This window comes from Sphingomonas sp. UYP23 (assembly GCF_054059235.1).
In genome coordinates, this window is record NZ_JBSSBX010000001.1 from 884836 (window position 1) to 907369 (window position 22534).

At 65.7% G+C, this 22534-nt stretch carries 19 protein-coding genes and 2 pseudogenes; 12 read left to right on the forward strand and 9 right to left on the reverse strand.

The window, feature by feature from the left end:
- Positions 1 to 104 precede the first annotated feature (104 nt).
- Complete coding sequence (locus ACVWYO_RS04480) at positions 105 to 1037, reverse strand: IS5 family transposase (protein ID WP_457348219.1); 933 nt, start codon at positions 1035 to 1037, stop codon at positions 105 to 107.
- 154 nt (positions 1038 to 1191) lie between these two features.
- On the opposite strand from ACVWYO_RS04480, the gene ACVWYO_RS04485 reads away from it, so the two are divergent.
- Together ACVWYO_RS04485 and ACVWYO_RS04490 are read left to right on the forward strand one after the other, a co-directional pair.
- Positions 1192 to 1461 (forward strand): hypothetical protein, encoded by a 270-nt coding sequence (locus tag ACVWYO_RS04485; RefSeq protein ID WP_457348965.1) that lies wholly within the window; start codon positions 1192 to 1194, stop codon positions 1459 to 1461.
- Positions 1458 to 1610, forward strand: a complete 153-nt coding sequence (locus ACVWYO_RS04490) for a hypothetical protein (protein WP_457348966.1) — start codon at positions 1458 to 1460, stop codon at positions 1608 to 1610. Before ACVWYO_RS04485 ends, ACVWYO_RS04490 begins: the two co-directional genes overlap by 4 nt.
- Before the next feature lie 263 nt (positions 1611 to 1873).
- On the opposite strand, the gene typA is transcribed toward ACVWYO_RS04490, so the two are convergent.
- Together typA and ACVWYO_RS04500 are read right to left on the reverse strand one after the other, a co-directional pair.
- The gene (typA, locus tag ACVWYO_RS04495) at positions 1874 to 3715 is read right to left on the reverse strand and encodes a translational GTPase TypA (RefSeq protein ID WP_140846889.1); all 1842 of its coding nucleotides are present in this window, start codon (positions 3713 to 3715) and stop codon (positions 1874 to 1876) included.
- Positions 3716 to 3852: 137 nt separating this feature from the next.
- Positions 3853 to 6225 (reverse strand): TonB-dependent receptor, encoded by a 2373-nt coding sequence (locus tag ACVWYO_RS04500; protein ID WP_457348967.1) that lies wholly within the window; start codon positions 6223 to 6225, stop codon positions 3853 to 3855.
- Between the two features lie 173 nt (positions 6226 to 6398).
- On the opposite strand from ACVWYO_RS04500, the gene ACVWYO_RS04505 reads away from it, so the two are divergent.
- The gene (locus tag ACVWYO_RS04505) at positions 6399 to 7595 is read left to right on the forward strand and encodes a toxic anion resistance protein (RefSeq protein WP_457348968.1); all 1197 of its coding nucleotides are present in this window, start codon (positions 6399 to 6401) and stop codon (positions 7593 to 7595) included.
- Between the two features lie 4 nt (positions 7596 to 7599).
- Positions 7600 to 8292, forward strand: a complete 693-nt coding sequence (locus ACVWYO_RS04510) for a hypothetical protein (RefSeq protein WP_457348969.1) — start codon at positions 7600 to 7602, stop codon at positions 8290 to 8292.
- A gap of 85 nt (positions 8293 to 8377) precedes the next feature.
- Here ACVWYO_RS04510 and ACVWYO_RS04515 read toward each other — a convergent pair whose 3' ends face one another.
- Positions 8378 to 8743: a hypothetical protein gene (locus ACVWYO_RS04515; protein WP_457348970.1), complete on the reverse strand. Its 366-nt coding sequence runs from the start codon at positions 8741 to 8743 to the stop codon at positions 8378 to 8380.
- A 179-nt stretch (positions 8744 to 8922) separates the two neighbouring features.
- Here ACVWYO_RS04515 and ACVWYO_RS04520 point away from each other — a divergent pair, with 179 nt between their 5' ends.
- Both ACVWYO_RS04520 and ACVWYO_RS04525 read left to right on the forward strand, forming a co-directional pair.
- Positions 8923 to 10368, forward strand: coding sequence for an amidohydrolase (locus tag ACVWYO_RS04520; RefSeq protein WP_457348971.1), 1446 nt, complete (start codon positions 8923 to 8925; stop codon positions 10366 to 10368).
- Positions 10365 to 11664, forward strand: a pseudogene (locus tag ACVWYO_RS04525) (amidohydrolase family protein). Before ACVWYO_RS04520 ends, ACVWYO_RS04525 begins: the two are co-directional and overlap by 4 nt.
- Before the next feature lie 12 nt (positions 11665 to 11676).
- Here the strand turns inward: ACVWYO_RS04525 and ACVWYO_RS04530 are convergent.
- Complete coding sequence (locus ACVWYO_RS04530; protein WP_457348972.1) at positions 11677 to 12486, reverse strand: hypothetical protein; 810 nt, start codon at positions 12484 to 12486, stop codon at positions 11677 to 11679.
- 430 nt (positions 12487 to 12916) lie between these two features.
- On the opposite strand from ACVWYO_RS04530, the gene ACVWYO_RS04535 reads away from it, so the two are divergent.
- Positions 12917 to 14380, forward strand: a complete 1464-nt coding sequence (locus ACVWYO_RS04535) for a DEAD/DEAH box helicase (RefSeq protein ID WP_457348973.1) — start codon at positions 12917 to 12919, stop codon at positions 14378 to 14380.
- A gap of 146 nt (positions 14381 to 14526) precedes the next feature.
- Here the strand turns inward: ACVWYO_RS04535 and ACVWYO_RS04540 are convergent.
- Positions 14527 to 15191 (reverse strand): annotated as a pseudogene (locus tag ACVWYO_RS04540) (nitroreductase).
- Positions 15192 to 15294: 103 nt separating this feature from the next.
- Here ACVWYO_RS04540 and ACVWYO_RS04545 point away from each other — a divergent pair.
- From ACVWYO_RS04545 to ACVWYO_RS04555, 3 genes are all read left to right on the forward strand, one after another.
- Entirely contained in the window at positions 15295 to 16467 is a 1173-nt protein-coding gene (locus tag ACVWYO_RS04545; RefSeq protein ID WP_457348974.1) for an acetyl-CoA C-acetyltransferase, read from the forward strand.
- Between the two features lie 137 nt (positions 16468 to 16604).
- Positions 16605 to 17387 (forward strand): SDR family NAD(P)-dependent oxidoreductase, encoded by a 783-nt coding sequence (locus tag ACVWYO_RS04550; RefSeq protein ID WP_457348975.1) that lies wholly within the window; start codon positions 16605 to 16607, stop codon positions 17385 to 17387.
- A gap of 129 nt (positions 17388 to 17516) precedes the next feature.
- Positions 17517 to 17945: an acyl-CoA thioesterase gene (locus ACVWYO_RS04555; protein ID WP_457348976.1), complete on the forward strand. Its 429-nt coding sequence runs from the start codon at positions 17517 to 17519 to the stop codon at positions 17943 to 17945.
- On the opposite strand, the gene ACVWYO_RS04560 is transcribed toward ACVWYO_RS04555, so the two are convergent.
- From ACVWYO_RS04560 to ACVWYO_RS04570, 3 genes are all read right to left on the reverse strand, one after another.
- Positions 17940 to 19034: an FUSC family protein gene (locus ACVWYO_RS04560; RefSeq protein WP_457348977.1), complete on the reverse strand. Its 1095-nt coding sequence runs from the start codon at positions 19032 to 19034 to the stop codon at positions 17940 to 17942. The genes ACVWYO_RS04555 and ACVWYO_RS04560 overlap by 6 nt on opposite strands.
- Before the next feature lie 177 nt (positions 19035 to 19211).
- Positions 19212 to 20000: a crotonase/enoyl-CoA hydratase family protein gene (locus ACVWYO_RS04565; protein ID WP_457348978.1), complete on the reverse strand. Its 789-nt coding sequence runs from the start codon at positions 19998 to 20000 to the stop codon at positions 19212 to 19214.
- A 17-nt stretch (positions 20001 to 20017) separates the two neighbouring features.
- Entirely contained in the window at positions 20018 to 21553 is a 1536-nt protein-coding gene (locus ACVWYO_RS04570) for an acyl-CoA synthetase (protein WP_457348979.1), read from the reverse strand.
- Positions 21554 to 21704: 151 nt separating this feature from the next.
- Between ACVWYO_RS04570 and ACVWYO_RS04575 the strand changes: the two genes are divergently transcribed.
- Positions 21705 to 22142, forward strand: a complete 438-nt coding sequence (locus ACVWYO_RS04575) for a PaaI family thioesterase (protein ID WP_457348980.1) — start codon at positions 21705 to 21707, stop codon at positions 22140 to 22142.
- Entirely contained in the window at positions 22142 to 22519 is a 378-nt protein-coding gene (locus ACVWYO_RS04580; RefSeq protein WP_457348981.1) for a PaaI family thioesterase, read from the forward strand. Before ACVWYO_RS04575 ends, ACVWYO_RS04580 begins: the two co-directional genes overlap by 1 nt.
- Positions 22520 to 22534: the final 15 nt, after the last annotated feature.

A 22534-nucleotide genomic window follows, 5' to 3' on the forward strand; every position in this document is an offset into this window, starting at 1 on the left:
CAACGCCTCGAAGAAGCAAACTGACCCTCGCAAGATATTTACGACGTTGAAAGGCTTTGTTGCATAATTACGCGAGAGCATGACCGACGTTTTACTTGAAGATGTTATTGGATGCGGACGGTCACCGGCGTTCCTATTTCGGAGAACCGATTGAGAATTGCAGCACGGACTTTGAGCTCGGTAATCTGACGATCGAAGGTGCGGGCGACAACGCGCTGGCCCAGGAGTTTGAAGCAGTGCATTTTGGTCTCGACCAGACTGCGGCGATGATAGCCGCTCCACTTTTTCCAGATTGCGCGACCAAGCCGCTTTGTCGCGCGTAGCGCTCCATTGCGTGCATCGACGCCGGGACCGCCTTCTGCCCATGGTTGCCCGTTGCGGCGGACCGGGATGACCGCATCGGCACCGCGCCCGGCAATAGCGGCATGGCAGTCCCTGGTATCATAAGCGCCATCTCCGCCGACGCTGAGTATCCGCTCGTCTCCGGGAATTTGCGCCAGGAGAACGGGCAGCGTCGGTGCGTCACCAATGGCATTCGTCGTGACCTCAATGGCCCGGATATCCAGCGTCCCAGCATCAATCCCGAGATGCACCTTGCGCCACTGGCGACGGTAGGACGGTCCGTGTTTGCGCGTCTTCCACTCGCCTTCTCCCGTCATTTTGATCCCGGTGCTGTCGACCAGCAGGTGCAGTCCGCCCGAGCTGATCCGCCCGCCGAGGTTGACCTTCAACGTCTTCTGCCGTCGGCACAGCGTCGTATAATCCGGCACCGACCAATCCAGCCCCGCCATTTTGATCAGGCTCGAAACCAACCCCGTCACTTGCCGCAAAGGCAGGTTGAACAGCGTCTTCAGCGTCAGGCACAGCTCTATCGCGCTGTCTGAAAACCGCATCGGGCGACCAGGGCGACCACACGGCTTCGAAAGCCAGTGCATCTCCGGATCAAACCATATTTCCAGCGACCCACGCCGCTTCAGCGCCGCATTATACTCAGGCCAGTTCGTCGTACGATACACAGGTGCGGCAGGTTTGGGCATTACGCCTATCTATACCGCTCGATTCCCTGCGTGAATCCCCGCCATCAGTTTTGCAACAAAGCCCATCGAAGCGCTCGCCTGGGGTGAACCCAACAGAAAACGCTTCGAGCGCGCGATGCGCGATCTAGGAGAGTTCTTAGGTTTCGGATCACAAATGCCCGAAGACGATTACGGCAAGGGACCCGACAATCTTTGGTCCCTCGGCGGACTTAACTATCTTGTAATTGAGTGCAAAAGCGGTGCGACGAGTGCAAAGGCCATCAGTAAGCATGACTGCAATCAGCTGACAGGCTCAATGATCTGGTTTGGCAAACAATACGACAATGCTTGTTCGGTAACACCGGTGATGGTGCATCAGAAAATCACACCGGAGCACGCTGCGACTTTACATCCGGACGCGCGCATCATCACTGTTGAAAATTGACCAAGCTGATCGAAAGTCTTCGAGGTTACACTCGCGCAATCGGCGAAGCAAACGGCTACACGGACACGAATGTGATAGCCAAGCAATTAGCACAGTTCGGCCTGACTGCCGATGCGTTCGTCAATCAATTTACGACAAAGGGTAAGTGAAAAATAAAGCCGCTTTTTTTCGTTTTAGATCGCGAGGACTGCCAGAGGTCGATGTTAGCGGAGCATGCCAAGTACTATGCTATTGGCGGGCATTCTCCGCGTATTTTATGTAGTCGAACGAGGCCTGACCAATCAGTGAATCGGATTACGCCCTTTTCACTCAATCATTTCACAGTTGCAGCTGCTTAACAGTCGGACTTAGCCAAAAAAAGGCCGGACGCTTTCGCGCCCGGCCCCCTTAAACTCAACCTACAAAACCAGCCTTAGCTAAGCTTCGCGCGGCTCGCCCGCTTGCGCTCATTCGCATCGAGGAAGCGCTTGCGCAGTCGGATCGACTTCGGCGTCACTTCGACCATCTCGTCATCGTCGATGTACGCAATCGCCTGCTCGAGCGTCGCGCGCTTCGGGGGCGACAGGCGGACCTGGTCGTCCTTGCCGCCGCTCGCGCGGAAGTTGGTCAGCGCCTTGGTCTTCATCGGGTTGACTTCGAGATCGTCGGGCTTGGCGTTCTCGCCGACGATCATGCCCTCGTACAGCGCCTCGCCGTGGCCGACGAACAGGATGCCGCGCTCTTCGAGCGGACCCAGCGCGTAGTTATTGGCTTCGCCCGACCCGTTCGAGATCAGCACGCCGTTCTTGCGGCCCTCGATGTTGCCCTTGTGCGGGCCGTACTTCTCGAACAGCCGGTTCATGATGCCGGTGCCGCGCGTGTCCGACAGGAACTCGCCGTGATAGCCGATCATGCCGCGCGAGGGGGCGGAGAAGGTGATGCGCGTCTTGCCGCCGGTCGAGGGCCGCATGTCGGTCATCTCGGCCTTGCGCAGGTTCATCTTCTCGACGACCGTGCCCGAATATTCCTCGTCGACGTCGATGATGACGGTCTCGTACGGCTCGGTCTTGTTGCCCTGCTCGTCTTCGCTGAACAGCACGCGCGGGCGGCTGATGCCGAGCTCGAAGCCTTCGCGGCGCATCGTCTCGATCAGCACGCCGAGCTGAAGCTCGCCGCGGCCGGCGACTTCGAAGCTGTCCTTGTCCGAGGCTTCGGTCACCTTGACGGCGACGTTCGACTCGGCCTCGCGGAACAGCCGCTCGCGGATCATGCGGCTCGTCACCTTGGTGCCCTCGCGGCCCGCCATCGGCGAATCGTTGACGGCAAAGCGCATCGACAGCGTGGGCGGATCGATCGGCTGGGCGTGGAGCGGCTCGCTGACCGTGATGTCGGCGATCGTGTCGGCCACCGTTGCCACCGACAGGCCGGCGAGGCTGATGATGTCACCGGCCTTGGCTTCGTCGACGGGAACGCGGTCGAGGCCGCGGAACGACATGATCTTCGACGCACGGCCGGTCTCGACGATCTTGCCGTCGTTATCGAGCGCGTGGATCGGCTGGTTGAGCTTGACCACGCCCGAGTTGACGCGGCCGGTAAGGATGCGGCCGAGGAACGGATCGCGGTCGAGCAGCGTGACGAGGAAAGTGAAGGGCACGCCGGCGACTTCGACCTTAGGCGCGGGGACGTGCTTCACGATCGTCTCGAACATCGGGATCAGCGTGCCTTCGCGCGCGTCCATGTCGGTCGAGGCATAGCCGTTGCGGCCCGATGCGTAGAGCACGGGAAAATCGAGCTGCTCGTCGTTTGCGTCGAGCGACACGAACAGGTCGAACACTTCGTCGAGCACCTCCTGGATGCGCGCGTCGTTGCGGTCGACCTTGTTGACGACGACGATCGGCTTGAGGCCGAGCGCGAGCGCCTTGCCGGTGACGAACTTCGTCTGCGGCATCGCGCCTTCCGACGAATCGACCAGCAGGACGACGCCGTCGACCATGCTCAGGATCCGCTCGACCTCGCCGCCGAAATCGGCGTGGCCGGGGGTGTCGACGATGTTGATGCGGATGCTCTCGGATTCACCCGGCGGGGTCCAGTCGACCGAGGTCGGCTTGGCGAGAATGGTGATTCCGCGCTCTTTTTCGAGATCGTTCGAGTCCATCGCACGCTCTTCGACGCGCTGGTTGTCGCGGAAGGTGCCGGACTGGCGAAACAGCTGGTCGACGAGGGTTGTCTTACCATGATCGACGTGCGCGATAATGGCCACATTGCGGAGGCTCATGAATATAGCTCGATGAAGTGAGGAAGGTTGCGCGTGCCCCTAGCGCAAATGGTGCGTCGCGGAAAGGGGGGTGCGTAACGACCACGCTTCCGCCTGCCCCGGACGTGGGACAGGCGTAGCGCGCAACGGTCGGGACTTTAGAACTTGCCGGCGACTTCGACGCCGTACACGCGCGGCTCGCCGCGGATGTAGGTTGGGATGCCGAAGCCGCCGCCGGTGTTGCCCGCGTCGATCAGATACTTCTTGTCGAACGCGTTGCGGGCAAAGCCGCCGATGCGATATTTGCCCTGTGCGAGCTCGACGCCCGCGCGGACGTTGACCAGCGTATAGCCGCCCTGGCTGATCGCTTCCGAATTCGGCAGCTCGAAATACTGTTTGCTCTGATATGTCGCCGACGGCGTGGCGTAGAACGTCAGGTCGCCCGCCGGCACGCGCAGCGTCGCGCCGCCCGAGGCGCTATATTTGGGCTGGAGCCGGAACTGGGCGCCGGAATAGACGCCGTACGACGCGTTGTTGGCAATCTTGCCGTCGACATAGGCGAAATTGCCGAACAGCTGGAGGAAACGGCCGAGCTTGAGATTGCCCTCGAACTCGACGCCCGGGTTGTTCGCCTTGCCGGCGCTCTGCGTGGTGGTGACGCCGTTGTTGGTCACCGACACCTGGAAGCCGTTATACGCCTGATAGAACACGCCGAGCGATCCGGTGAACGGCCCGATCTTGCCCTTGATCCCGCCCTCATAGTTCCACACGACTTCCTGCGGAACGATCTGCAGGTTCGGCACCACCACACCACCGACGGTGGTCGCGGCAAGCTGCACCACCGGCGAGCGGTGGCCCTTGCTGATCGTCGCGTAGAGGTTGATGCCATCGGTCACGCGGTACAGCGCGTTGAAGCGCGGCAGGATCGCGGTGAAGCTGCGCTGCGCGGTGAAGATCGTGCCGTTGGTGTTGGCGGTGCCAAGCAGGCTGCTCTTCACCCCGAGCGACGCCAGGATGACCGAGTTGGGCTGGACCGAGCTGTAGCCCGACTTGCGCTGCTCGATCAGCACGCGTGCGCCCGCGGTCAGTTCGAGCCGCGGCGTCGGGATGTAGGTGCCGTCGGCGAACACCGAATAGGTGTCGTTGGTGCCGTAATTGGTGAAGACCGAGCTGTACGGGATCGCGGTCGCCGCGCCGCGCGTCAGCACGCGCGTGGCGTTGGCGGCGGTCACCGTGCCGTTTGCTGCCACGCAGCCCGACACGCCGTTTGCCGCCAGCGCCGCGCGCACGCCAGCATAGGCCGCCGCGACCGAGCAGCCGAGATACGTCCCCTCCTCGGTCGAGAAGGGCACGCGCTGCAGGTTGTTCTCGAAGAAGCCGTTCCAGCCGAACGAGGCGCGATACTTGTCGCCCGAGAAGTTGAAGCGGCCTTCATGGCTCCACTGGTCGCCGCGCGCATCCTCGGCAAATTCGAGATACCAGGCCGGGCCGCCATCAGCGTCGAACACTTCGTTGCTGTTGAATTTGCGATAGCCGTTGACGGTGGTGAACGTCACCCCCGGCGCCAGCTCCCAGGCGAGCGTCAGATTGGCGTCGTACACGTCGCGCTTGAGCCCGAGCTTGGCCGCGCCAAGCACCGATGCGCTGTACGGCGAGCCCGACAGCTCGGCATAGCTATAATCGCCGCCGTTGCCGCCCGTCGGTGCCAGAGCGCGCGAGCGGAACGCGGTGCCGGGGTTACGCTGCCCGTCATAGGTCAGGACGAGGCTCGCCGTAATCGCGTCGGTCGGCGCCCAGCGCAGCGAACCGCGAATGCCGCGCTGATCCTGGCCGTTGAGATCGTCCTGCTTGATCTTGCCCTGGTTCTGGTTGGCCACGCTCGTGTCGCCCGCGATGTTGCGGACGAACCCGTCATGATATTTGTACGCGAAGGCGAGCCGCCCCGAGAGCGTGTCGTTGCCGACGTTGACGAAGCCGGACACCTGGCCACGATTGTAATTACCGTACGAGCCGATCAGGCCCGCCGACGTGCCCGCCTGTGGCTGGGCCGAGATCAGATTGACCGCGCCGACCGCCGAGGCGGTGCCGAACAGCGTCGCCTGTGGTCCCTTGACGACTTCTATGCGCTCGAGATCGTACAGATCCTGATACGCGCCACGCGTGCGCGAGATATCGACGCCATTATAATAGATCGAGACCCGAGCGCCCTGCTGTGCCGAGCCGCTGTCCGAGGTGATGCCGCGGATCACGAAGCCGGGGTTGTTGTCGCTCTGCTCCTGGATGCGCAGGCCGGGGATGTACATCGCCACTTCGGCAAGCGAATTGACGCCAAGTTCCTGCATCTTGGCGCCGGTGAGCGCCGAGACGGTGATCGGCACGTCCTGAATCTTCTGCTCCCGCTTCTGCGCGGTCACGACGATGTCGCCGCCTTCCTCGGGCGCGCTTGGCTGAACGGTCGACTGCGCGAGCGCGGCGGTGGAAGTGCAACCGAGCAAAATGCCGGCAAACCCGAACGAAACGGAACGACGCATCGATGAACCCCTGTTTTCTTCTTATCTTGCTGCGGCGCGGTACGGCCAAGCTGCGTCGGGCTCGCGACAGTTTCGTTACGCTTGTGTGACCATGTGCGTATTACTATAATGACACACTTGAACCGCGGCACGATCCCCTTCATCTAGGAGGCGACATTGCCTGGAGGGAAGACATGGCGACCGCTGCCGACACCGAAGCGACCGCACTGATCCTGACGCCGCCCGACCCCGTTCCCGTGGTCGCGCCCGAAAAAGCGATCGGCCTGGTGCCGGTCGATGATGCGGTGCGCACGCAATTGCAGACCAAGGTCGCGGGTTTCGTCGACGATCTCGTCGCGCAGGACGTCAACAGCCCCGAATTCGGCAAGCGCGTCGATGCGATCGCGGCGATGGGCCAGAAGGAAATCCGCGCGGCCGCCGACCAGTCGAATCGCTTCCTCGATCGTCCGGTCAAGGCGATGGACGGCGAGAGCGGCGTCGGTGCCGACCTGACCGAACTGCGCCGCACGATCGAAAAGCTCGACCCTTCGGTCAACAGCAAGTTGCTCTCGGGCCGCGGCATGCTGAGCAAGGTGTTCGGCGGCGGGATCAACACCTATTTCGACAAGTACCGCTCTTCGCAATCGCACATCTCGGCGATCCTCAAGACGCTCGCGCGCGGCAAGGACGAGCTGTTGATGGACAATGCCGCGATCGACACCGAGCGCGCCAATCTGTGGGCGGCGATGGGCCGGCTCGAACAGATGATCGTGCTGTCGAAGGAAATGGACGCACGGCTCGAGGACAAGGCCAACGATCTCGACCATAGCGACCCCGCTAAGGCCAAGGCACTGCGCGAAAGCGCGCTGTTCTACGTCCGCCAGCGCACGCAGGACCTGCTGACGCAAATGGCCGTCACGGTACAGGGCTATCTCGCGCTCGATCTCGTCAAGAAGAACAATGTCGAGCTGGTGAAGGGCGTCGATCGCGCCTCGACCACCACGGTCAGCGCTTTGCGCACCGCGGTGACGGTGGCGCAGGCGCTCGCCAACCAGAAGCTCGTGCTCGACCAGATCACCGCGCTCAACACGACGACGGCCAACATCATCGATGCGACCGGCAAGCTGCTCAAGTCGCAGACCGCGACGATCCACGAACAGGCCGCCGCCGCGACGATCCCGGTCGAGACGCTCCAGCGCGCGTTCCAGAACATCTATGATACGATGGACGCGATCGACACGTTCAAGCTGAAGGCGCTCGATTCGATGAAGAGCACGGTCGGCACGCTGTCCAACGAGGTCGAGAAATCGAAGGGCTATATCGCCCGCGCGCAAGGCGCTGCGCAGAACGCCGGCGCGGGTGGCGAGACCTTCAAGCTGGAGGCGCTGTAAGGCCGTGACCGATGTCGACCGCCAGATCGCGCGCGCCGGGGATTTGCTCGACCGCACCCGTGCCGAGCGCCAGGCGCTCGCTACGCGCCGCCGCCAGGGCGTAAGCGTCGCGCGGCGTCTGGCGCTGGCAGGCTCGGCCGATCTCGCGATCATCGTCGCGGCGATCGCGGTCGGGTGGTTCGTGCCGCTCGGCATGGGTGGGGCGTTGCTGATCGGCTTGCTGATGATGGCGGTGACGGCGTTCCTGCTGTTCGCGACGCTGACGCCGACGGTGCGCGTCGAGCAACTGACGCAAGTCCCGCTCAAGGCCTTGCCCGCCAAGACCGAGCAATGGCTCGACGCACAGCGCAAGCTGCTCCCCGCCCCCGCGCAGACGCTGGTCGACGGCATCGGCGTGCGGCTCGAGACGCTGTCGCCACAACTCGCGACCCTCGACGAGGGCGAGCCGGTCGCGATCGAGGTGCGCAAGCTGATCGGCGAACAGCTGCCCGAATTGCTCAAGGGCTATGCCAAGGTCCCGGCCCCGCTGCGCGGCGTCGCGCGCAACGGCAAGAGCCCCGATGCGCAGCTTGCCGACGCGCTCCGGCTGATCGACAGCGAGATCGGTGAAATGTCGGCGCAGATCGCGCAAGGCGATCTCGATTCACTCGAAACGCGCGGGCGCTTCCTCGAGATCAAGTATCGCGACGAGGTCTAGCCTGCGGCGTTGGCGGACGCCCTGGCAACACCCGACGCAAACGGCTCCGAAGCTGCCGCACGAAAGTCCACCTCGCGGGACACCCTCACTCCGGCGCCGCCAACCACGCTCGCGCCGGCGCGAGCGTCAGGAACACGCGCAGCCGCGGGTGGACCAGAGTACGCTCCGCCTGCGCCTTGTTGAGCTGACTTCCCACCACGACGGCAGCGCGGCCTGTGGTCATCGCCATCCCGCCGCGCATGATCTGCGACAGCAGATCGGCGACATCCATCGCCTGGACGGGAAAATCGAGCGATTCGACACAGACGTCGAAATCGCTGCGGATCGCCCTGGCAGCCAGGACGCTGGCTCCGACCTCGCGCGCAAAGACAGTTACGTCCTCGGGCTTCCAGAACCCCGCGACGCGCAGCGTGAGGCGGTTGGCGTTTCGGTCATACTCTATGTGAAACATCGTCCCTCGATCGGCGCCCCACCGCACCAGGCACACCGTACCGCGCGCCCTACGCCAGCGCGACGCGCACGCAAAGCCTGGCATAAAACCGCGCCGCCCGCCCGCGGCATGATTGACAGGGTCAGCCTCCTCCCGGATTACTCGACCAATACAGCGCACAGCGCGTCGAAGGGGGTCGCATGAAGCCTATCGGTTGGACCATGGTGGCGGTCGCCGCCTTGCTTGCAGGGTGTGCGAGCGACGGAGCGCGCCCGGCGAACGCATCGACCAAGCCGAGCAAGAACGGCCACGGCGCGGGCCCCGGTGCCGGCCCCGGTGCCGGCAAGGGTTATGCGCACGATCCCTTCCCCTCGACCTACAAAGCCTATCCGGGCACCCCGACGCTCGTCACCCACGTCACGATCTTCGACGGCGAAGGCGGGCGGATCGAAGACGGTTCGGCGCTGTTCGCCGACGGCAAGATCGTGGCGATCGGACAGACCATCGCCGCGCCCGCCGGCGCGAGCGTGATCGACGGCACCGGCAAGACGCTGACCCCCGGCATCATCGACATCCACAGCCATCTCGGCGACTATCCCTCGCCCGCGGTCGAGGCGAATTCGGACGGCAACGAAGCGACCGGTCCGGTCACCGCCGACGTCTGGGCCGAACACAGCGTCTGGCCGCAGGACCCCGGCTTCAGCCGCGCGCTCGTCAATGGCGGCGTGACGACACTGCAGATCCTGCCGGGCTCGGCCAATCTGATGGGCGGCCGCTCGGTCGTCATCAAGAACGTCTATGCGCGCACCGAACAGGGGATGAAATTCCCCGGCGCGCCGTACGGCCTCAAGATGGCGTGCGGCGAGAATCCCAAGCGCGTCTATGGCAGCAAGGGCCGCGAACCCTCGACGCGGATGGGCAATATCGCGGTCGATCGCCAGACCTGGGCGAAGGCCGCCGAGTACAAGCGCAAATGGGACAAATACGAAAAGGACGGCGGCGATCCCCCCGGCCGCGACATCGCGATGGATACGCTGGCGGGCGTGCTGGGGGGCGAGATCCTCGTCCAGAACCATTGCTACCGCGCCGACGAAATGGCCATCGTCATGGATATGGCGAAGGAATTCGGCTATCACGTCAGCGCGTTCCACCATGCGGTCGAGGCGTACAAGATCGCCGACATCCTGAAGGAAAACGGCACCTGCGCGGCGGTGTGGTCCGACTGGTGGGGCTTCAAGATGGAGTCGTACGACGCGATCGCGGAAAATCTCGCGCTGCTGCAGAAGAACGGCGCGTGCGCGATGATCCATTCGGACGATCCCAACGGCATCCAGCGCCTCAACCAGGAAGTCGCCAAGGCGCTCGCCAGCGGCCGCCATGCCGGGATCGACATTTCCGACGCGGTGGCGTGGGAATGGCTGACCTACAATCCGGCCAAGGCGCTCGGCATCGCCGACAAGACCGGCAGCCTCAAACCCGGCAAGATGGCCGATGTCGTGCTGTGGAACGGAAATCCGTTCAGCGTCTATACCCGGCCCGAAAAGGTGTGGATCGACGGCGCGTTGCTCTACGACGCGAACGACCCGAAACGCCGCCCCGTCTCCGATTTCGAACTCGGCCAGCCCGGTGCGGGAGATACCAAGTGAAGCGCCTCCTGCTCCTCAGCGCCGCCTTCCTCGCTGCGCCCGCCGCGGCACAATCGGTCGCGATCACCAACGCCAGGCTCGTCATCGGCGACGGGTCTGCGCCGATCGAGAGCGGCACGGTGATCGTCCGCGACGGCCGCGTCGTCGCGGCGGGTCGCTCGCTCGCAGTGCCGGCGGGCACCGCCACGGTCGACGCCGGCGGGCGCTGGGTCACGCCGGGGATCGTCGCGGGCTTCACGCGGATGGGCATCGTCGAGGTCGACGGCGTCGACCAAACCAACGATGCCGATGCGCGCACCAGCCGCGTTCCACGCCGCGATCGACATCGCGCCCGCAGTCAACCCGAGCACCTCGTCGATTCCACTCAACCGCGCCGAAGGCATCACCCGCGCGATCGTCGCGCCCGACATCGCCGGGTCGATCTTTGCCGGGATGGGCGCGGTGATCGATCTCGGTGCCGACCGTTTGCCGATCACGCGTGCGCGCGCCTTCCAGTTCATGGAATATGGCGAGACCGGCGGACGCGCCGCCGGCGGCAGCCGCCCCGCCGCGCTGATCGCCTTCCGCAACGCAATGACGCAGGCGCGCGATTATGCGCGCGACCCCGCCCATTATCTCGACCAGGGCAAGAACGCCTTGCTGACCCGCGCCGATGCGGCGGCGCTGGTGCCCGTCGCCGAGGGGCGGATGCCGCTGCTCGTCCATGTCGAACGCGCATCCGACATGCTCGCCTTGCTCGATCTCAAGCGCGACTATCCGGCGTTGAAACTCGTCTTCGTCGGCGCCGGCGAAGGCTGGATGGTCGCGCAGCAGATCGCCGCTGCGCGCATCCCCGTGATCGCCTCAGCGCTGACCGATCTGCCCGCGAGCTTCGACCAGATCGGCGCGACGCAGTCGAACGTCGGGCGGATGAAGGCGGCGGGCGTGCTCGTCGGGATCGGCACGATTAACGACGACGAAGCGCGCCAGGCGCGGCTCGAAAAGCAATATGCCGGCAATCTCGTCGCACTGACCAAGGTGCCCGGCGCGACCGGGCTCGACTGGAACGCCGCCTTCGCCGCGATCAGCTCGGTCCCCGCCGAGGCGATCGGGATGGGCGACGAGATCGGCTCGCTCCGCGCCGGACGCCGCGGCGACGTGGTGATCTGGGAGGGCGATCCGCTCGAACTCGGCAGCGCGGTCGCGGCGGTCTATATCGACGGCGTCAAGCAGCCGCTGCGCACGCGCCAGGACGCGTTGCGCGAGCGCTACATGGTGCCGCAGGAAGGCGCGCTGCCCAAGGCGTACGAGCGCTAGCGCCCGCGCGCGTCAGTCGTGCAGGAGCGCGGTCAGATCGTGCCGCGTTCCGTGCACCCAGCCGATCCCTTGCGCGACCGTCCCCTTGCGGTTGAGCACGTCGGTCTGCCACTGCGCGGTCGACTTCAGCGAGCGGAGATAGCTGAGCAACAGCAGGTGTTCGGAACCCGCCGTTCTCGCATTGCGCCACAGCGCGGCGTTGCGATGCGCATCCCGCGAACCGGCGACTGCCGCGGGTTGCCCTGGAAGCCGATCGCACACGAAATCGCGCGGATCGGACAGGCTTGCGCGGAACGCCGCGAGCTGGGCGAAGCTGATGCCCTTCAGATTGCCGTTCTGCGTCGTGAGATCGAAGAACCAGCAGAACAAGGCCTTGCTGACGGTGCCGAACGCCGGATCGGCCGCCGCCCAGTCCTGCGCGAACTTGAACGCCGTCGCGGCGGTCTGCGCGCTCGCTGCGACCTGTTGTGCGATGAACGGCGGGGATCCGGTGAACGCGCGCAGGTCATGGCGCGCCGCCGCCTTGAGCGTCGTGCCGGTGTGCCACTCCGCGACGATCGGACGCCACCCTGCCATATCGGCATTGGCCGCATGCCAGAAGGACGCGCCGATCGTCGGCATCGCCGCATCCACAGCAGCCCGACCGGCCGCGATGATCATCGGTTGAAGCGACCCCTGCCCGAAATTCCACTGCAAGACGCCGAGCGACACCCCCATACCGTCGAAATTGCCCGATACGGCCGACCAGGGTTCGCCATCGTCCTCGAAATGCCCGGTCAGTTCGAGCGCAGTCGCAGTCCAGGTTTTCGGCAAGGTCGCCATCGCACAGTCTCCAAAATCGCTACGCCAGCACAGGCTGGCCAATGGATCTGAAAGAGGATGCTGCAATACAGGCAGTGCATCGTGACGCTGGACAGGATCTCGCAGCGCACCGTACTTGGTCCGAGTCGGTCATTCATATCGATTAATCGATTGATTCGAAACAAGTTTATCGGCGACATTGCACACGGCTCGCGCGATCGAACCCGAGCATGCTGCGGTGCAGCATATCAAGGATTGACTTTTAGCCGCGCTGCATCTATCTCGGGCCGCATCGAAGCGTCATGCAGCGTGATGGGTCCTTGACAGGTCCGGCTCCGCCTCGGTCGTTACCACAACGGACCTCCCTTTTCACGCGGGGTGTCACCTCTCCCCCCCGCCATTCGCGCGTCGATGATGCGCGTCCATGGCCTATGCAATGGACTGAATCCCAATGACTTTCGCCCAACTCGGCCTCGCCGAGCCGCTCGTCCGCGCGCTCGAAGCCAAAGGCTATACCACCCCGACCCCGATCCAGAAGCAGTCGATCCCGATCCTGCTCGAGGGCGGCGATCTGCTCGGCATCGCACAGACCGGCACCGGCAAGACCGCAGCCTTCGTGCTCCCGTCGATCCAGCATCTGGTGAACAACGAAAAGCGCGTGCTGCCGACGCATTGCCGCATGCTCGTGCTCGCGCCGACGCGCGAACTCGCCAGCCAGATCGCCGAGAGCGCGCGTGAGTATGGCAAGTTCTCGAAGATGTCGGTCGCGACCGTGTTCGGCGGCACCAGCATCAACAAGAACCGCCAGGACATGGCGCGCGGCGTCGACATCCTCGTCGCCACGCCGGGCCGCCTGCTCGACCTGATCGAGCAGCGTTTCGTCAGCCTCGCAATGCTCGAGATCCTCGTGCTCGACGAAGCCGACCAGATGCTCGACCTCGGCTTCATCCATGCGCTTCGGAAAATCGTCCGCATGCTGCCGAAACAGCGCCAGACGCTGTTCTTTTCGGCGACGATGCCGAATGCGATCCGCGAGCTCGCCAACCAGTTCCTCAACGATCCGCAGACCGTCAAGGTCGCGCCGACGTCGAGCACCGCCGAGCGCGTCGACCAGTTCGTCACCTTCCTCAACCAGGGCGAGAAGCAGGCGCTGCTGACGATCCTGCTGCGCGACGAGAAGGTCGAGCGCGCGCTCGTCTTCACCCGCACCAAGCATGGCGCCGACCGCGTCGTGAAGCTGCTCGCCGCCAATGGCATGGATTCGAACGCGATCCACGGCAACAAGAGCCAGCCGCAGCGCGAGCGGGCGCTCGCCGAGTTCAAGTCGGGCAAGGCCAAGGTGCTCGTCGCAACCGACATCGCCGCGCGCGGGATCGACGTTTCGGGCGTCAGCCACGTCTTCAACTTCGAGCTGCCGAACGTTCCCGAGCAGTATGTCCACCGCATCGGCCGTACCGCGCGCGCCGGCGCTTCGGGCACCGCGATCAGCTTCGTGGCGGATGATGAGCGGACGTACCTGCGCGACATCGAGAAGCTGACCAAGGTCAAGCCCGAGATGATGCAGCTCCCCGAGGGCTTCACCGCCGAGGCGGCACGGATCAAGGCGGCGCGTCCGGCCGGGTCCGACACGTTCGAGCGTCGCGATGAATCGGGTCGTCACCGTGCGCCGCCCAAGGCGACGCATGCGGCACGTCCGACCGGCGAGCGTTCGGCCGGTGCCGGTCGTCCGGCTGGCGCGCGTCCCGAGGGTGCTGGTCGCCCGATGGGTGCCGGTCGTCCGGCCGGCGGCGGCCGTCCCGGTGGCCAGGGTCGCCCCGGCGGCCAGGGCCGTCCCGGTGGCGGTCGTCCCGGCGGTGCCGGTGGTCGTCCGGGTGCAGGCGGCGGCGGTGGCCGTCGTTCGCCAGCGGCGGGCTGATTTTTAAATCCCTCTCTCCTTGGGAGAGGGTGGCCGAGCGTAGCGAGGTCGGGTGAGGGTCGAAGGTTGAGAACACCGTCGACCCTCACCCTTCCCACTCGGCTTTGCCGAGCGGGCCCCTTCCCTCTCCCAAAGGGAGAGGGAGTTCAGGGGTGAAACGTCAGCCACTCCTCTTCCGGAGCCCGTGCACTGCGCAAGCGGTTCGCGGGCTCTTCTGTATCCTTAACCCCGATCGCCATCCCGCAGAACAGCATCCGCTCCGCCGGCAGCGCGATCGCCGCGCCGACCGTGTCGGGGTACATCGCCCAGCATTCCTGCGCGCAAGTTCCCAGCCCCGCCTCGACCGCGAGCAGCATCACATTCTGCAGGTACATGCCAAGTCGGCCCATTGCGGCGGCCCCATCCGCCGATCGACGCTGCAGAACAGCGCCGCGGGCGCGCCGAAGAACTGGAAGTTGCGCGCGAACCACAGCCGCCGCGCCGCCTTGTCCTCGCGCGGGATGCCGATCTCGCCATACATCGCCTCGCCCACCGCGAAGCGCCGGTCGCGGTACGGCGCGACCAACTCGCTCGGATAGATGTCATACGCCGGCGTCTCGCTCTCGCCGCGCCACAGCTTTGCCGCGATGTCGGCCTTGAGCCGATCGAGCGGCGCGCCCGTCAGCACATCGGCATGCCACGGCTGGAGGTTGCCGCCGGTCGCCGCGCGCGCCGCCTTGGTGACGATGCCGTGCAGCACCGCCGGGTCGACCGGGTCGCCGAGAAATCCGCGTACCGATCGGCGCGCTGCAATCGCTTCGCTCACGTCCATGTGTCTCGCCTTTCGATCATCGGGTACGCCGTTCCACCTTGCCCAAGCGGCTGGATTACGGCAATAGAGGTTGCAAACAGAAACCGATTATGGAGAGTCGAGCATGGCCGAAGCCTATATCGTTGATGCAGTGCGCACCGCTGGCGGCAAGCGCGGCGGAAAACTCGCTGGGTGGCACCCCGTCGATATGGCGGCATCGGTCCTCGACGCGATCGTAGCACGCACCGGGATCGACGGCGCCGCGGTCGACGACGTGATCATGGGCTGCGTCATGCAGGGCGGGCAGCAGGCCGGGCAGGTCGGCCGCAATGCCGTGCTCGCCGCCAAGAACCTCCCCGACAGCGTCCCCGCCGTGTCGATCGACCGGCAGTGCGGATCGTCGCAGCAGGCGCTGCAATTCGCGGCGCAGGCGGTGATGTCGGGAACGCAGGACATCGTCATCGCCGCGGGCGTCGAAAGCATGACGCGCGTGCCGATGGGCACCACCGCGACGCTGTTCATGAAAGAGGGGCTGGGCAACTACAAATCGCCGCGGCTCGAGGAGAAATATCCCGGCATCATGTTCAGCCAGTTCATGGGCGCCGAGATGATCGTCAAGAAGCACGGCTTCGACCGCGCGATGCTCGACGCCTTCGCGCTCGAGAGCCATCGCCGTGCGGCGGCAGCGACCGAGCGTGGCGATTTCGCCAACGAGATCATCGCGCTCGACGTCGAGACGCCCGAAGGCGTGATCGCGCACACGATCGACGAGGGCATCCGCGCCGATGCGACGCTCGAGAGCATCGGCTCGGTCAAATTGCTCCAGGAAGGCGGCAGCATCAGCGCGGCCAATGCCAGCCAGATCTGCGACGGTGCGAGCGCCGTGATGATCGTCAGCGAGGCGGCCCTGAAAGCGCACAACCTCACGCCGATCGCGCGGATCGTCAATCTGACCGTCACCGGCGGCGATCCCGTCATCATGCTCGAGGAGCCGCTGTTCGCGACCGACCGCGCACTGCAACGCTCGGGGATGAAGATCGACGAGATCGACCTGTACGAGGTCAATGAGGCGTTCGCGCCGGTGCCGCTTGCGTGGCTGAAGCATACCGGCGGCGATCCGGCGAAGCTCAACGTCAATGGCGGCGCGATCGCGCTCGGGCATCCGCTCGGCGCCTCGGGCACGAAGCTGATGGCGACCTTGGTGCACGCGCTGCAGAAATCGGGCGGGCGCTACGGCCTGCAGACGATGTGCGAAGGCGGTGGTGTCGCCAACGTGACGATCATCGAACGCGTCTGATCTGACTTAGCCCCTCCCCTTCAGGGGAGGGGTTGGGGTGGGGACGTATCAAGAGGCTCGAGTCTCTGCGAGGCACGCCCCACCCCCATCCCCTCCCCTGCAGGGGAGGGGCGTTCTTGTTCTAAGGGAGGGACTCCATGCAACTCGACTCCACCACCGCCGCCGTCGTCACCGGTGGCGCATCCGGCCTCGGCGCCGCCACCGCGCGCGCGCTCGCCGCCAAGGGCGTCAAGGTCGCGATCTTCGATCTGCAGGCCGAGAAGGGCGAGGCGCTCGCCGCAGAGATCGGCGGCGTGTTCTGCGAGGTGAACGTCACCTCGGACGAGTCGGTTGACGCCGGCTTCGCCAAGGCGCGCGCGGCGCACGGCCAGGAGGCGGTGCTCGTGTGCTGCGCCGGCACCGGCAATGCGGTCAAGACCGCGAGCCGCTCGAAGGAAGACGGCAGCATCAAGCATTTCCCGCTCCAGGCGTTCGACTGGCTCATCCAGATCAACCTGATCGGCACTTTCCGTTGCGTCGCGAAATCGGCGGCGGGCATGCTGACGGTGACGCCCGGCGAGGGCGGCGAGCGCGGCGCGATGGTGATGACCGCGAGCGTCGCCGCCGAGGACGGGCAGATCGGCCAGGCGGCATACTCCGCCTCGAAGGGCGGCGTCGTCGGCATGACGCTGCCGATCGCGCGCGACCTGATGGGCGAAGGCATCCGCATCAACACGATCCTGCCCGGCATCTTCGAGACCCCGCTGATGCAGGGCGCACCGCAGGCGGTGAAGGACAATTTGGCAGCGAGCGTGCCCTTCCCCAAGCGACTCGGCATCCCGGCGGAATATGCGCATCTCGCGCTGACGATGCTCGAGAACAGCTATTTCAACGGCGAGGACGTCCGCCTCGACGGCGCGATCCGCATGGCACCGCGCTGACCGTTTCTCCCCTCCCGCTTGCGGGAGGGGTTGGGGGTGGGCACGCGCTCTCCTCCCAAGTGCCGCCTGATGGAACCGCGCGCCCACCCCCAGCCCCTCCCGCAAGCGGGAGGGGGATAAGGAAAGTTGATGCCCCGTCGCGACCCCACCCGTCTAGATCCCGCCAGCTACCCCTTCACCGTCACCATCCAGACGCGTTTTCAGGATCTCGACGTGCTGGGCCACATCAACAATGTCGCGATGGCGGCTTTGTTCGAAAGCGGACGCGTGCGCTTCAACCAGGCGATCAAGCCGCACGGCTGGGCCGGCCATCGCTGGCTCGTCGCGCGGGTCGAGATCAACTATCTCGGCGAGGGTTTCTTCCCAGACGATGTCGAGATCGCGAGCGGGATCGGCGAGATCGGCAACCGCAGCTGGAACATTCTTTCGGCTGCTTTTCAGAACGGTGCGTGCATCGCGACATGCGACGTCGTGCTCGTGATGAGCGCAAGCGGCGGGCTCAGCGCCTTGCCGGATGAATTCCGCGCCGGGCTCGAGGCCAACCGCCTGCGGCTATGAAGCGGCGGCAGGCATCCGCCGCTGCGCGAAATGCCAGACGAGCAGCACCGGCTCGATCAACGCCATGCCGATAAAGATGCTCGTCAGCCGCTCGAGCGCGGGACGGATCGCCACGTCGGCATAGCTGTCGGGCACCAGCGTCACCAAAATCGCCAGCGTGAATTGCAGCCCGAGATAGGGCACGCGCCCGCCGGCATTCTCGATATGCCGCCCGATCGCGACGCCGAGGCACGTTCCCATGATCAGCACCGGCGCCGATCCGTGCGCGACGAACAACACGGCGGCCGCCAGCGCTCCCCCACCGATGCAGCCGAGCGTGCGATGCCACAGCCGCTGGCTGACGGGCACCAGCCCGCTGCGGCCGAGCCCCGCCACCGGCACGATCATCACCGCCATCACCGTGACGCCCGCCTGCGCCAGTTGCGGGATCCCGACCAGCGCGTGGAACGGCGGCAGCAGCGCGAGCGTGACGCCGGCTTGCGCGGCATGGCGTGCGGCAGCGGGGTGCCAGCCGATCCGCTGCGCGGGCACCGCGGGCGGCGCGGGCCAGCGCCGCCGCACCGTCAGCGTCGACAGCAGGCTGACCGCGACGCACGCCGCCGTCCCCGCAAGCACTTCGAGCAGCCGCGTCTGCGCAAAAGCCATCGTGTCGAGCGCGGGGCTTTCGAGCTTGTCGAGCAGGATCATCTCGAAGGTCAGCCCGAGCAGCAGCCAGGCATAGGCACGCTTGGCGGTGAGCATGCCGTACAGCCCGATCGCCCCCATCACCGCCGCCGCGAGCGACGCCGCCGGCAGCGAGCGCACCGCATACGGCACGATCAACACCGCCGCCCCCGCCCCGACCGCAGTGCCGACGATGCGCAGCAACCCGCGCAACAGCGTCTGCGCAACATGGCCGCGCATCAGCACGAAGCCGGTGAAGGCCGCCCAGGCGACGCTCTTCGCGCCGATCGTATGCGCAAGCAGGATCGCCAGCGCGACCGAGGTGACGCATTCGAGCTCGTCGATCATCCGCGGGCCGGGGGTGAAGAAGGTCGAGAGCATCCGGCCGACGGGGGATTGGCGGAACTGGGTAAGCCGGCGCTGCATCGGGGTGGCTATGGCGCAAAGGGGGCGGTGCTTAAAGACCCCCAACCGTCACCCCGGCCTTGTGCCGGGGCCCACCGTGCCGCGTATCCTACAGCTTGCATTTCGTGGTCACGGTGGCCCCCGGCACGAGGCCGGGGTGACGAAATGAGGTCGGGTCCCGGCGAACGCTATACGAGCTTAATCCGCATCCCCAAACCGCGCAGGGCGCTTCTGGATGTTCGCCGCGACCTGCTCCATCATCGGCGGCTGGCCGATCACCTTGACCTGCTCGTCGGTCTCGGCCTCGAGCATCGCGCGCGGATCGGCGTCGAACGCCATGCTGCACAGTCGCTTGGCGCCGCGGATCGCGTTGGGGCTCTTGGCGGCGATATCGTGCGCCAGCGCCAGCGCCGCCGCATGCGGATCCTCGGCGATCCGCGTGATGAAGCCGTGATGCAGCGCTTCGACGGCATCGAACTCGCGCGAGGTATAGACGAGTTCGCGCAGCACATCGTCGCGCACCAGCCCGCGCCAGATCGGGAAGCCCGCCATGTCGGGCACCAGCCCCCAATAGCTCTCGCGAATGGCAAAGCGCGTGTCGGGCGCAGCGATGCGGATGTCGGCGCCCGACATGATCTGAAAGCCGCCGCCGAACGCCACGCCGTGCACTGCGGCGATCACCGGCATCGGCAGATTGCGCCAGCCCCAGGTGACATGCTGCGGCAGGATCGCGCCCTGGTCGTTGCGCGCGTCGCGCGACAGCCCCGAGCCACCGCCCGCCATACTCGTCATGTCGAGCCCGGCGCAGAAGGCGCGGCCCTCGCCCGACAGCACGACGCAGCGCACGTCCTTGCGCGGATGCAGCGCGTCGATCGCGGCGCCGATGCCTTCGAACATCGCCGGGTCGATCGCGTTCATCTTGTCGGCGCGCGTCAGCCGGACGTCGGCGATATGGTCGGTGATGGTGGTGGATACGCGGTCGTTCATCAGTCTCTCCATCGGCGTCACACGCTCTGCGCGCCGGTCTCTGCCCAATAGTGGTCGCGCAGCAGGCGCTTGTACAATTTTCCCGTCGCGTGGCGCGGCAGTTCCGCCGCAAAATCGATCTGGCGCGGGGTCTTTACTCCCGACAGTTCGGCGCGGCACCACGCGGTCAGTTCGGAGGCGAAGGCCGGGCCCGCCTCGGCCATGTCGACCGGCTGGACCACCGCGACGACGCGCTCGCCCATTTCGGGGCACGGCGCGCCGATCACCGCGACATCGGCGATGCGCGGATGCGTGATCAGGCGGTTCTCGATCTCCTGCGGATAGATGTTCACCCCGCCCGAGATGATCATGAAGCTCTTGCGGTCGGTGAGATAGAGATAGCCGTCGGCATCGATCCGCCCGATATCGCCGAGCGTCGTCCAGCCATGTGCGTTGCGCGCCTCCGCGGTCTTGGCGGGATCGTTATGATATTCGAACGGCGTTCCGCCCTCGAAATAGACCAGCCCCTGCTCGCCCGGCGGCAGCTCGTCGCCATCCTCGCTGCAGATATGGAGCACGCCGTACGCGGCCTTGCCGACCGAGCCCTTGTGCGCCAGCCATTCGGGCGAGGCGATCGTCGTCAGGCCATTGCCCTCCGACCCGGCATAATATTCGTAGAGCACCGGGCCCCACCATTCGATCATCGCTTCCTTGACCGGGATCGGGCACGGCGCGGCGGCGTGGATCGCGACCTTGAGGCTCGACAGATCGTGGCGCGCGCGCGTCGCCGGATCGAGCTTGAGCATCCGCACGAAATGCGTCGGCACCCATTGGCTGGCGTTGATGTGATAACGCTCGATCGCGGCGAGCGCCGCTTCGGGGTCGAAATGCTCCATCATCACGACGGTGCCGCCGAGCCGCTGGACCGTCATCGACCAGCGCAGCGGCGCCGCGTGATAGAGCGGCGCCGGGCTGAGATAGAGGCTGTCGGAACCAAGCCCGTACAGCCCGCGCGCGAGCATCTCGAGCACGGTGCCGGCCGCGATATCGGGATCGTCGGGCAGCGCAACGCGCACGCCCTTGGGCCGGCCGGTGGTGCCCGAGGAGTACAGCATGTCGATCCCGGCACGTTCATCGGCGATCGGCGTATCCGGCATTGCGGAGACCGCTTCCTCCCATGCGGCCCAACCCGCAACCGGTCCGCCAACCGAGAAGCGCGCGAGTTCGAGACCGAGCCCGGCGGTCACTCCGGCAAGGCTGGCCGAAACGACGACCAGCCGTGCGCCCGAATCCGTGAGGATGTAGTCGACTTCGGGTGCCGTCAGCTTGGTTGAGATGCACACGAAGAAAAGACCGGCCCGCTGCGCCCCCCAGGCGATGTCGTAGAACGCCGGGCTGTTCTCGAGGCAAAGCGCGATCGTATCGCCCGCCTGCAGCCCCTTCGCGCGGAACAGATGCGCCGCGCGGTTCGACCGCGCATCGAGTTCCGCGAAGCTGACCCGCTCGCCGGTTTCGGCGACAATCAGCGCGGGTTTGCCGGGATCGGTCCGCGCATGCACGCTCGGATGCGACATTTCAGGCCCTCCAGAACAGCCGCTTGCGGGCCGTTTCGTTTTCTTTTGCAACGCGATGCTATACCGGCGTGCCGAACGCCGCAAGCGGCTAGCCGAGGCCACGGCGCTCGATGCTTGCACCGAGGCGGCTTTGCGATACAGCGCCCGCATCATGGCCGCCGACACCCCCTCCGCCTTCGACCCGCAGCGTTTCAGCCGACTTGGCGTCGGCGGGCATGGCGGGTTGCTGAACCTCAGCTATCACGCGCATGGGCCCGACTGGGTCGAGCTGCAGCTGCCTTATCAGACCGACCTTGTCGGCGATCCGGCGAGCGGCGTGCTCGCCTCGGGGCCGATCCTGACGATGATGGACATGGCGACGAGCCTTGCCGTGTGGACCAAGCTCGGCACCTTCCGCCCGCACGCGACGCTCGACCTGCGGATCGACTACCTCCGCCCAGCGACGCCGGGCAAGACGGTGTACGGGCGTGGCGAATGCTATCGCATCACGCGCTCGATCTCGTTCGTGCGGGGCCAAGCCCATGACGGTGATCCGGCCGATCCGCTCGCGCATGTCGCGGGCACCTTCATGTTCACGGATGCCGCCTGATGTTGCCGCCTTATGCCGAACTGCTGGGGATCACCGTTGTCGAGGGCGATGACCCGACGCTGCTGACGATGCCGAGCGCCACCAGCCTGCTCGGGCGCCCGGGCTATCTGCACGGCGGCGCGATCGGCGGCATGCTCGAAATGGCCGCGATCGTCGCCCTGCAATATGCGCTCGCCGAGGATGGTGGCGGCAAGATCAAGCCCATCAACGTAACGGTCGATTACATGCGCGGCGGGCGTGAAAAACCCACGTTCGCGCGCGGCGTGGTCACGCGGCTCGGCGGGCGCGTCGCCAATGTCGAGGCGACGGCGTGGCAGGACGACCCCGCCAAGCCGATCGCGGCGGCGCGGATGAACTATCTGATCGTGCGCGGGTAACCGACCATCGTCACC

What these genes read in the sequence shown, in the direction of transcription:
- ACVWYO_RS04505 (WP_457348968.1), top strand. Translation starts at nt 6,399, where the DNA reads ATGGCGACCGCTGCCGACACCGAAGCGACCGCACTGATCCTGACGCCG.
- ACVWYO_RS04560 (WP_457348977.1), bottom strand. Translation starts at nt 19,034, where the DNA reads ATGCAGCGCCGGCTTACCCAGTTCCGCCAATCCCCCGTCGGCCGGATG.
- typA (WP_140846889.1), bottom strand. Translation starts at nt 3,715, where the DNA reads ATGAGCCTCCGCAATGTGGCCATTATCGCGCACGTCGATCATGGTAAG.
- ACVWYO_RS04570 (WP_457348979.1), bottom strand. Translation starts at nt 21,553, where the DNA reads ATGTCGCATCCGAGCGTGCATGCGCGGACCGATCCCGGCAAACCCGCG.
- ACVWYO_RS04555 (WP_457348976.1), top strand. Translation starts at nt 17,517, where the DNA reads ATGCCCCGTCGCGACCCCACCCGTCTAGATCCCGCCAGCTACCCCTTC.
- ACVWYO_RS04500 (WP_457348967.1), bottom strand. Translation starts at nt 6,225, where the DNA reads ATGCGTCGTTCCGTTTCGTTCGGGTTTGCCGGCATTTTGCTCGGTTGC.
- ACVWYO_RS04535 (WP_457348973.1), top strand. Translation starts at nt 12,917, where the DNA reads ATGACTTTCGCCCAACTCGGCCTCGCCGAGCCGCTCGTCCGCGCGCTC.
- ACVWYO_RS04480 (WP_457348219.1), bottom strand. Translation starts at nt 1,037, where the DNA reads ATGCCCAAACCTGCCGCACCTGTGTATCGTACGACGAACTGGCCTGAG.
- ACVWYO_RS04550 (WP_457348975.1), top strand. Translation starts at nt 16,605, where the DNA reads ATGCAACTCGACTCCACCACCGCCGCCGTCGTCACCGGTGGCGCATCC.
- ACVWYO_RS04580 (WP_457348981.1), top strand. Translation starts at nt 22,142, where the DNA reads ATGTTGCCGCCTTATGCCGAACTGCTGGGGATCACCGTTGTCGAGGGC.
- ACVWYO_RS04520 (WP_457348971.1), top strand. Translation starts at nt 8,923, where the DNA reads ATGAAGCCTATCGGTTGGACCATGGTGGCGGTCGCCGCCTTGCTTGCA.
- ACVWYO_RS04515 (WP_457348970.1), bottom strand. Translation starts at nt 8,743, where the DNA reads ATGTTTCACATAGAGTATGACCGAAACGCCAACCGCCTCACGCTGCGC.
- ACVWYO_RS04575 (WP_457348980.1), top strand. Translation starts at nt 21,705, where the DNA reads ATGGCCGCCGACACCCCCTCCGCCTTCGACCCGCAGCGTTTCAGCCGA.
- ACVWYO_RS04530 (WP_457348972.1), bottom strand. Translation starts at nt 12,486, where the DNA reads ATGGCGACCTTGCCGAAAACCTGGACTGCGACTGCGCTCGAACTGACC.
- ACVWYO_RS04485 (WP_457348965.1), top strand. Translation starts at nt 1,192, where the DNA reads ATGCCCGAAGACGATTACGGCAAGGGACCCGACAATCTTTGGTCCCTC.
- ACVWYO_RS04545 (WP_457348974.1), top strand. Translation starts at nt 15,295, where the DNA reads ATGGCCGAAGCCTATATCGTTGATGCAGTGCGCACCGCTGGCGGCAAG.
- ACVWYO_RS04565 (WP_457348978.1), bottom strand. Translation starts at nt 20,000, where the DNA reads ATGAACGACCGCGTATCCACCACCATCACCGACCATATCGCCGACGTC.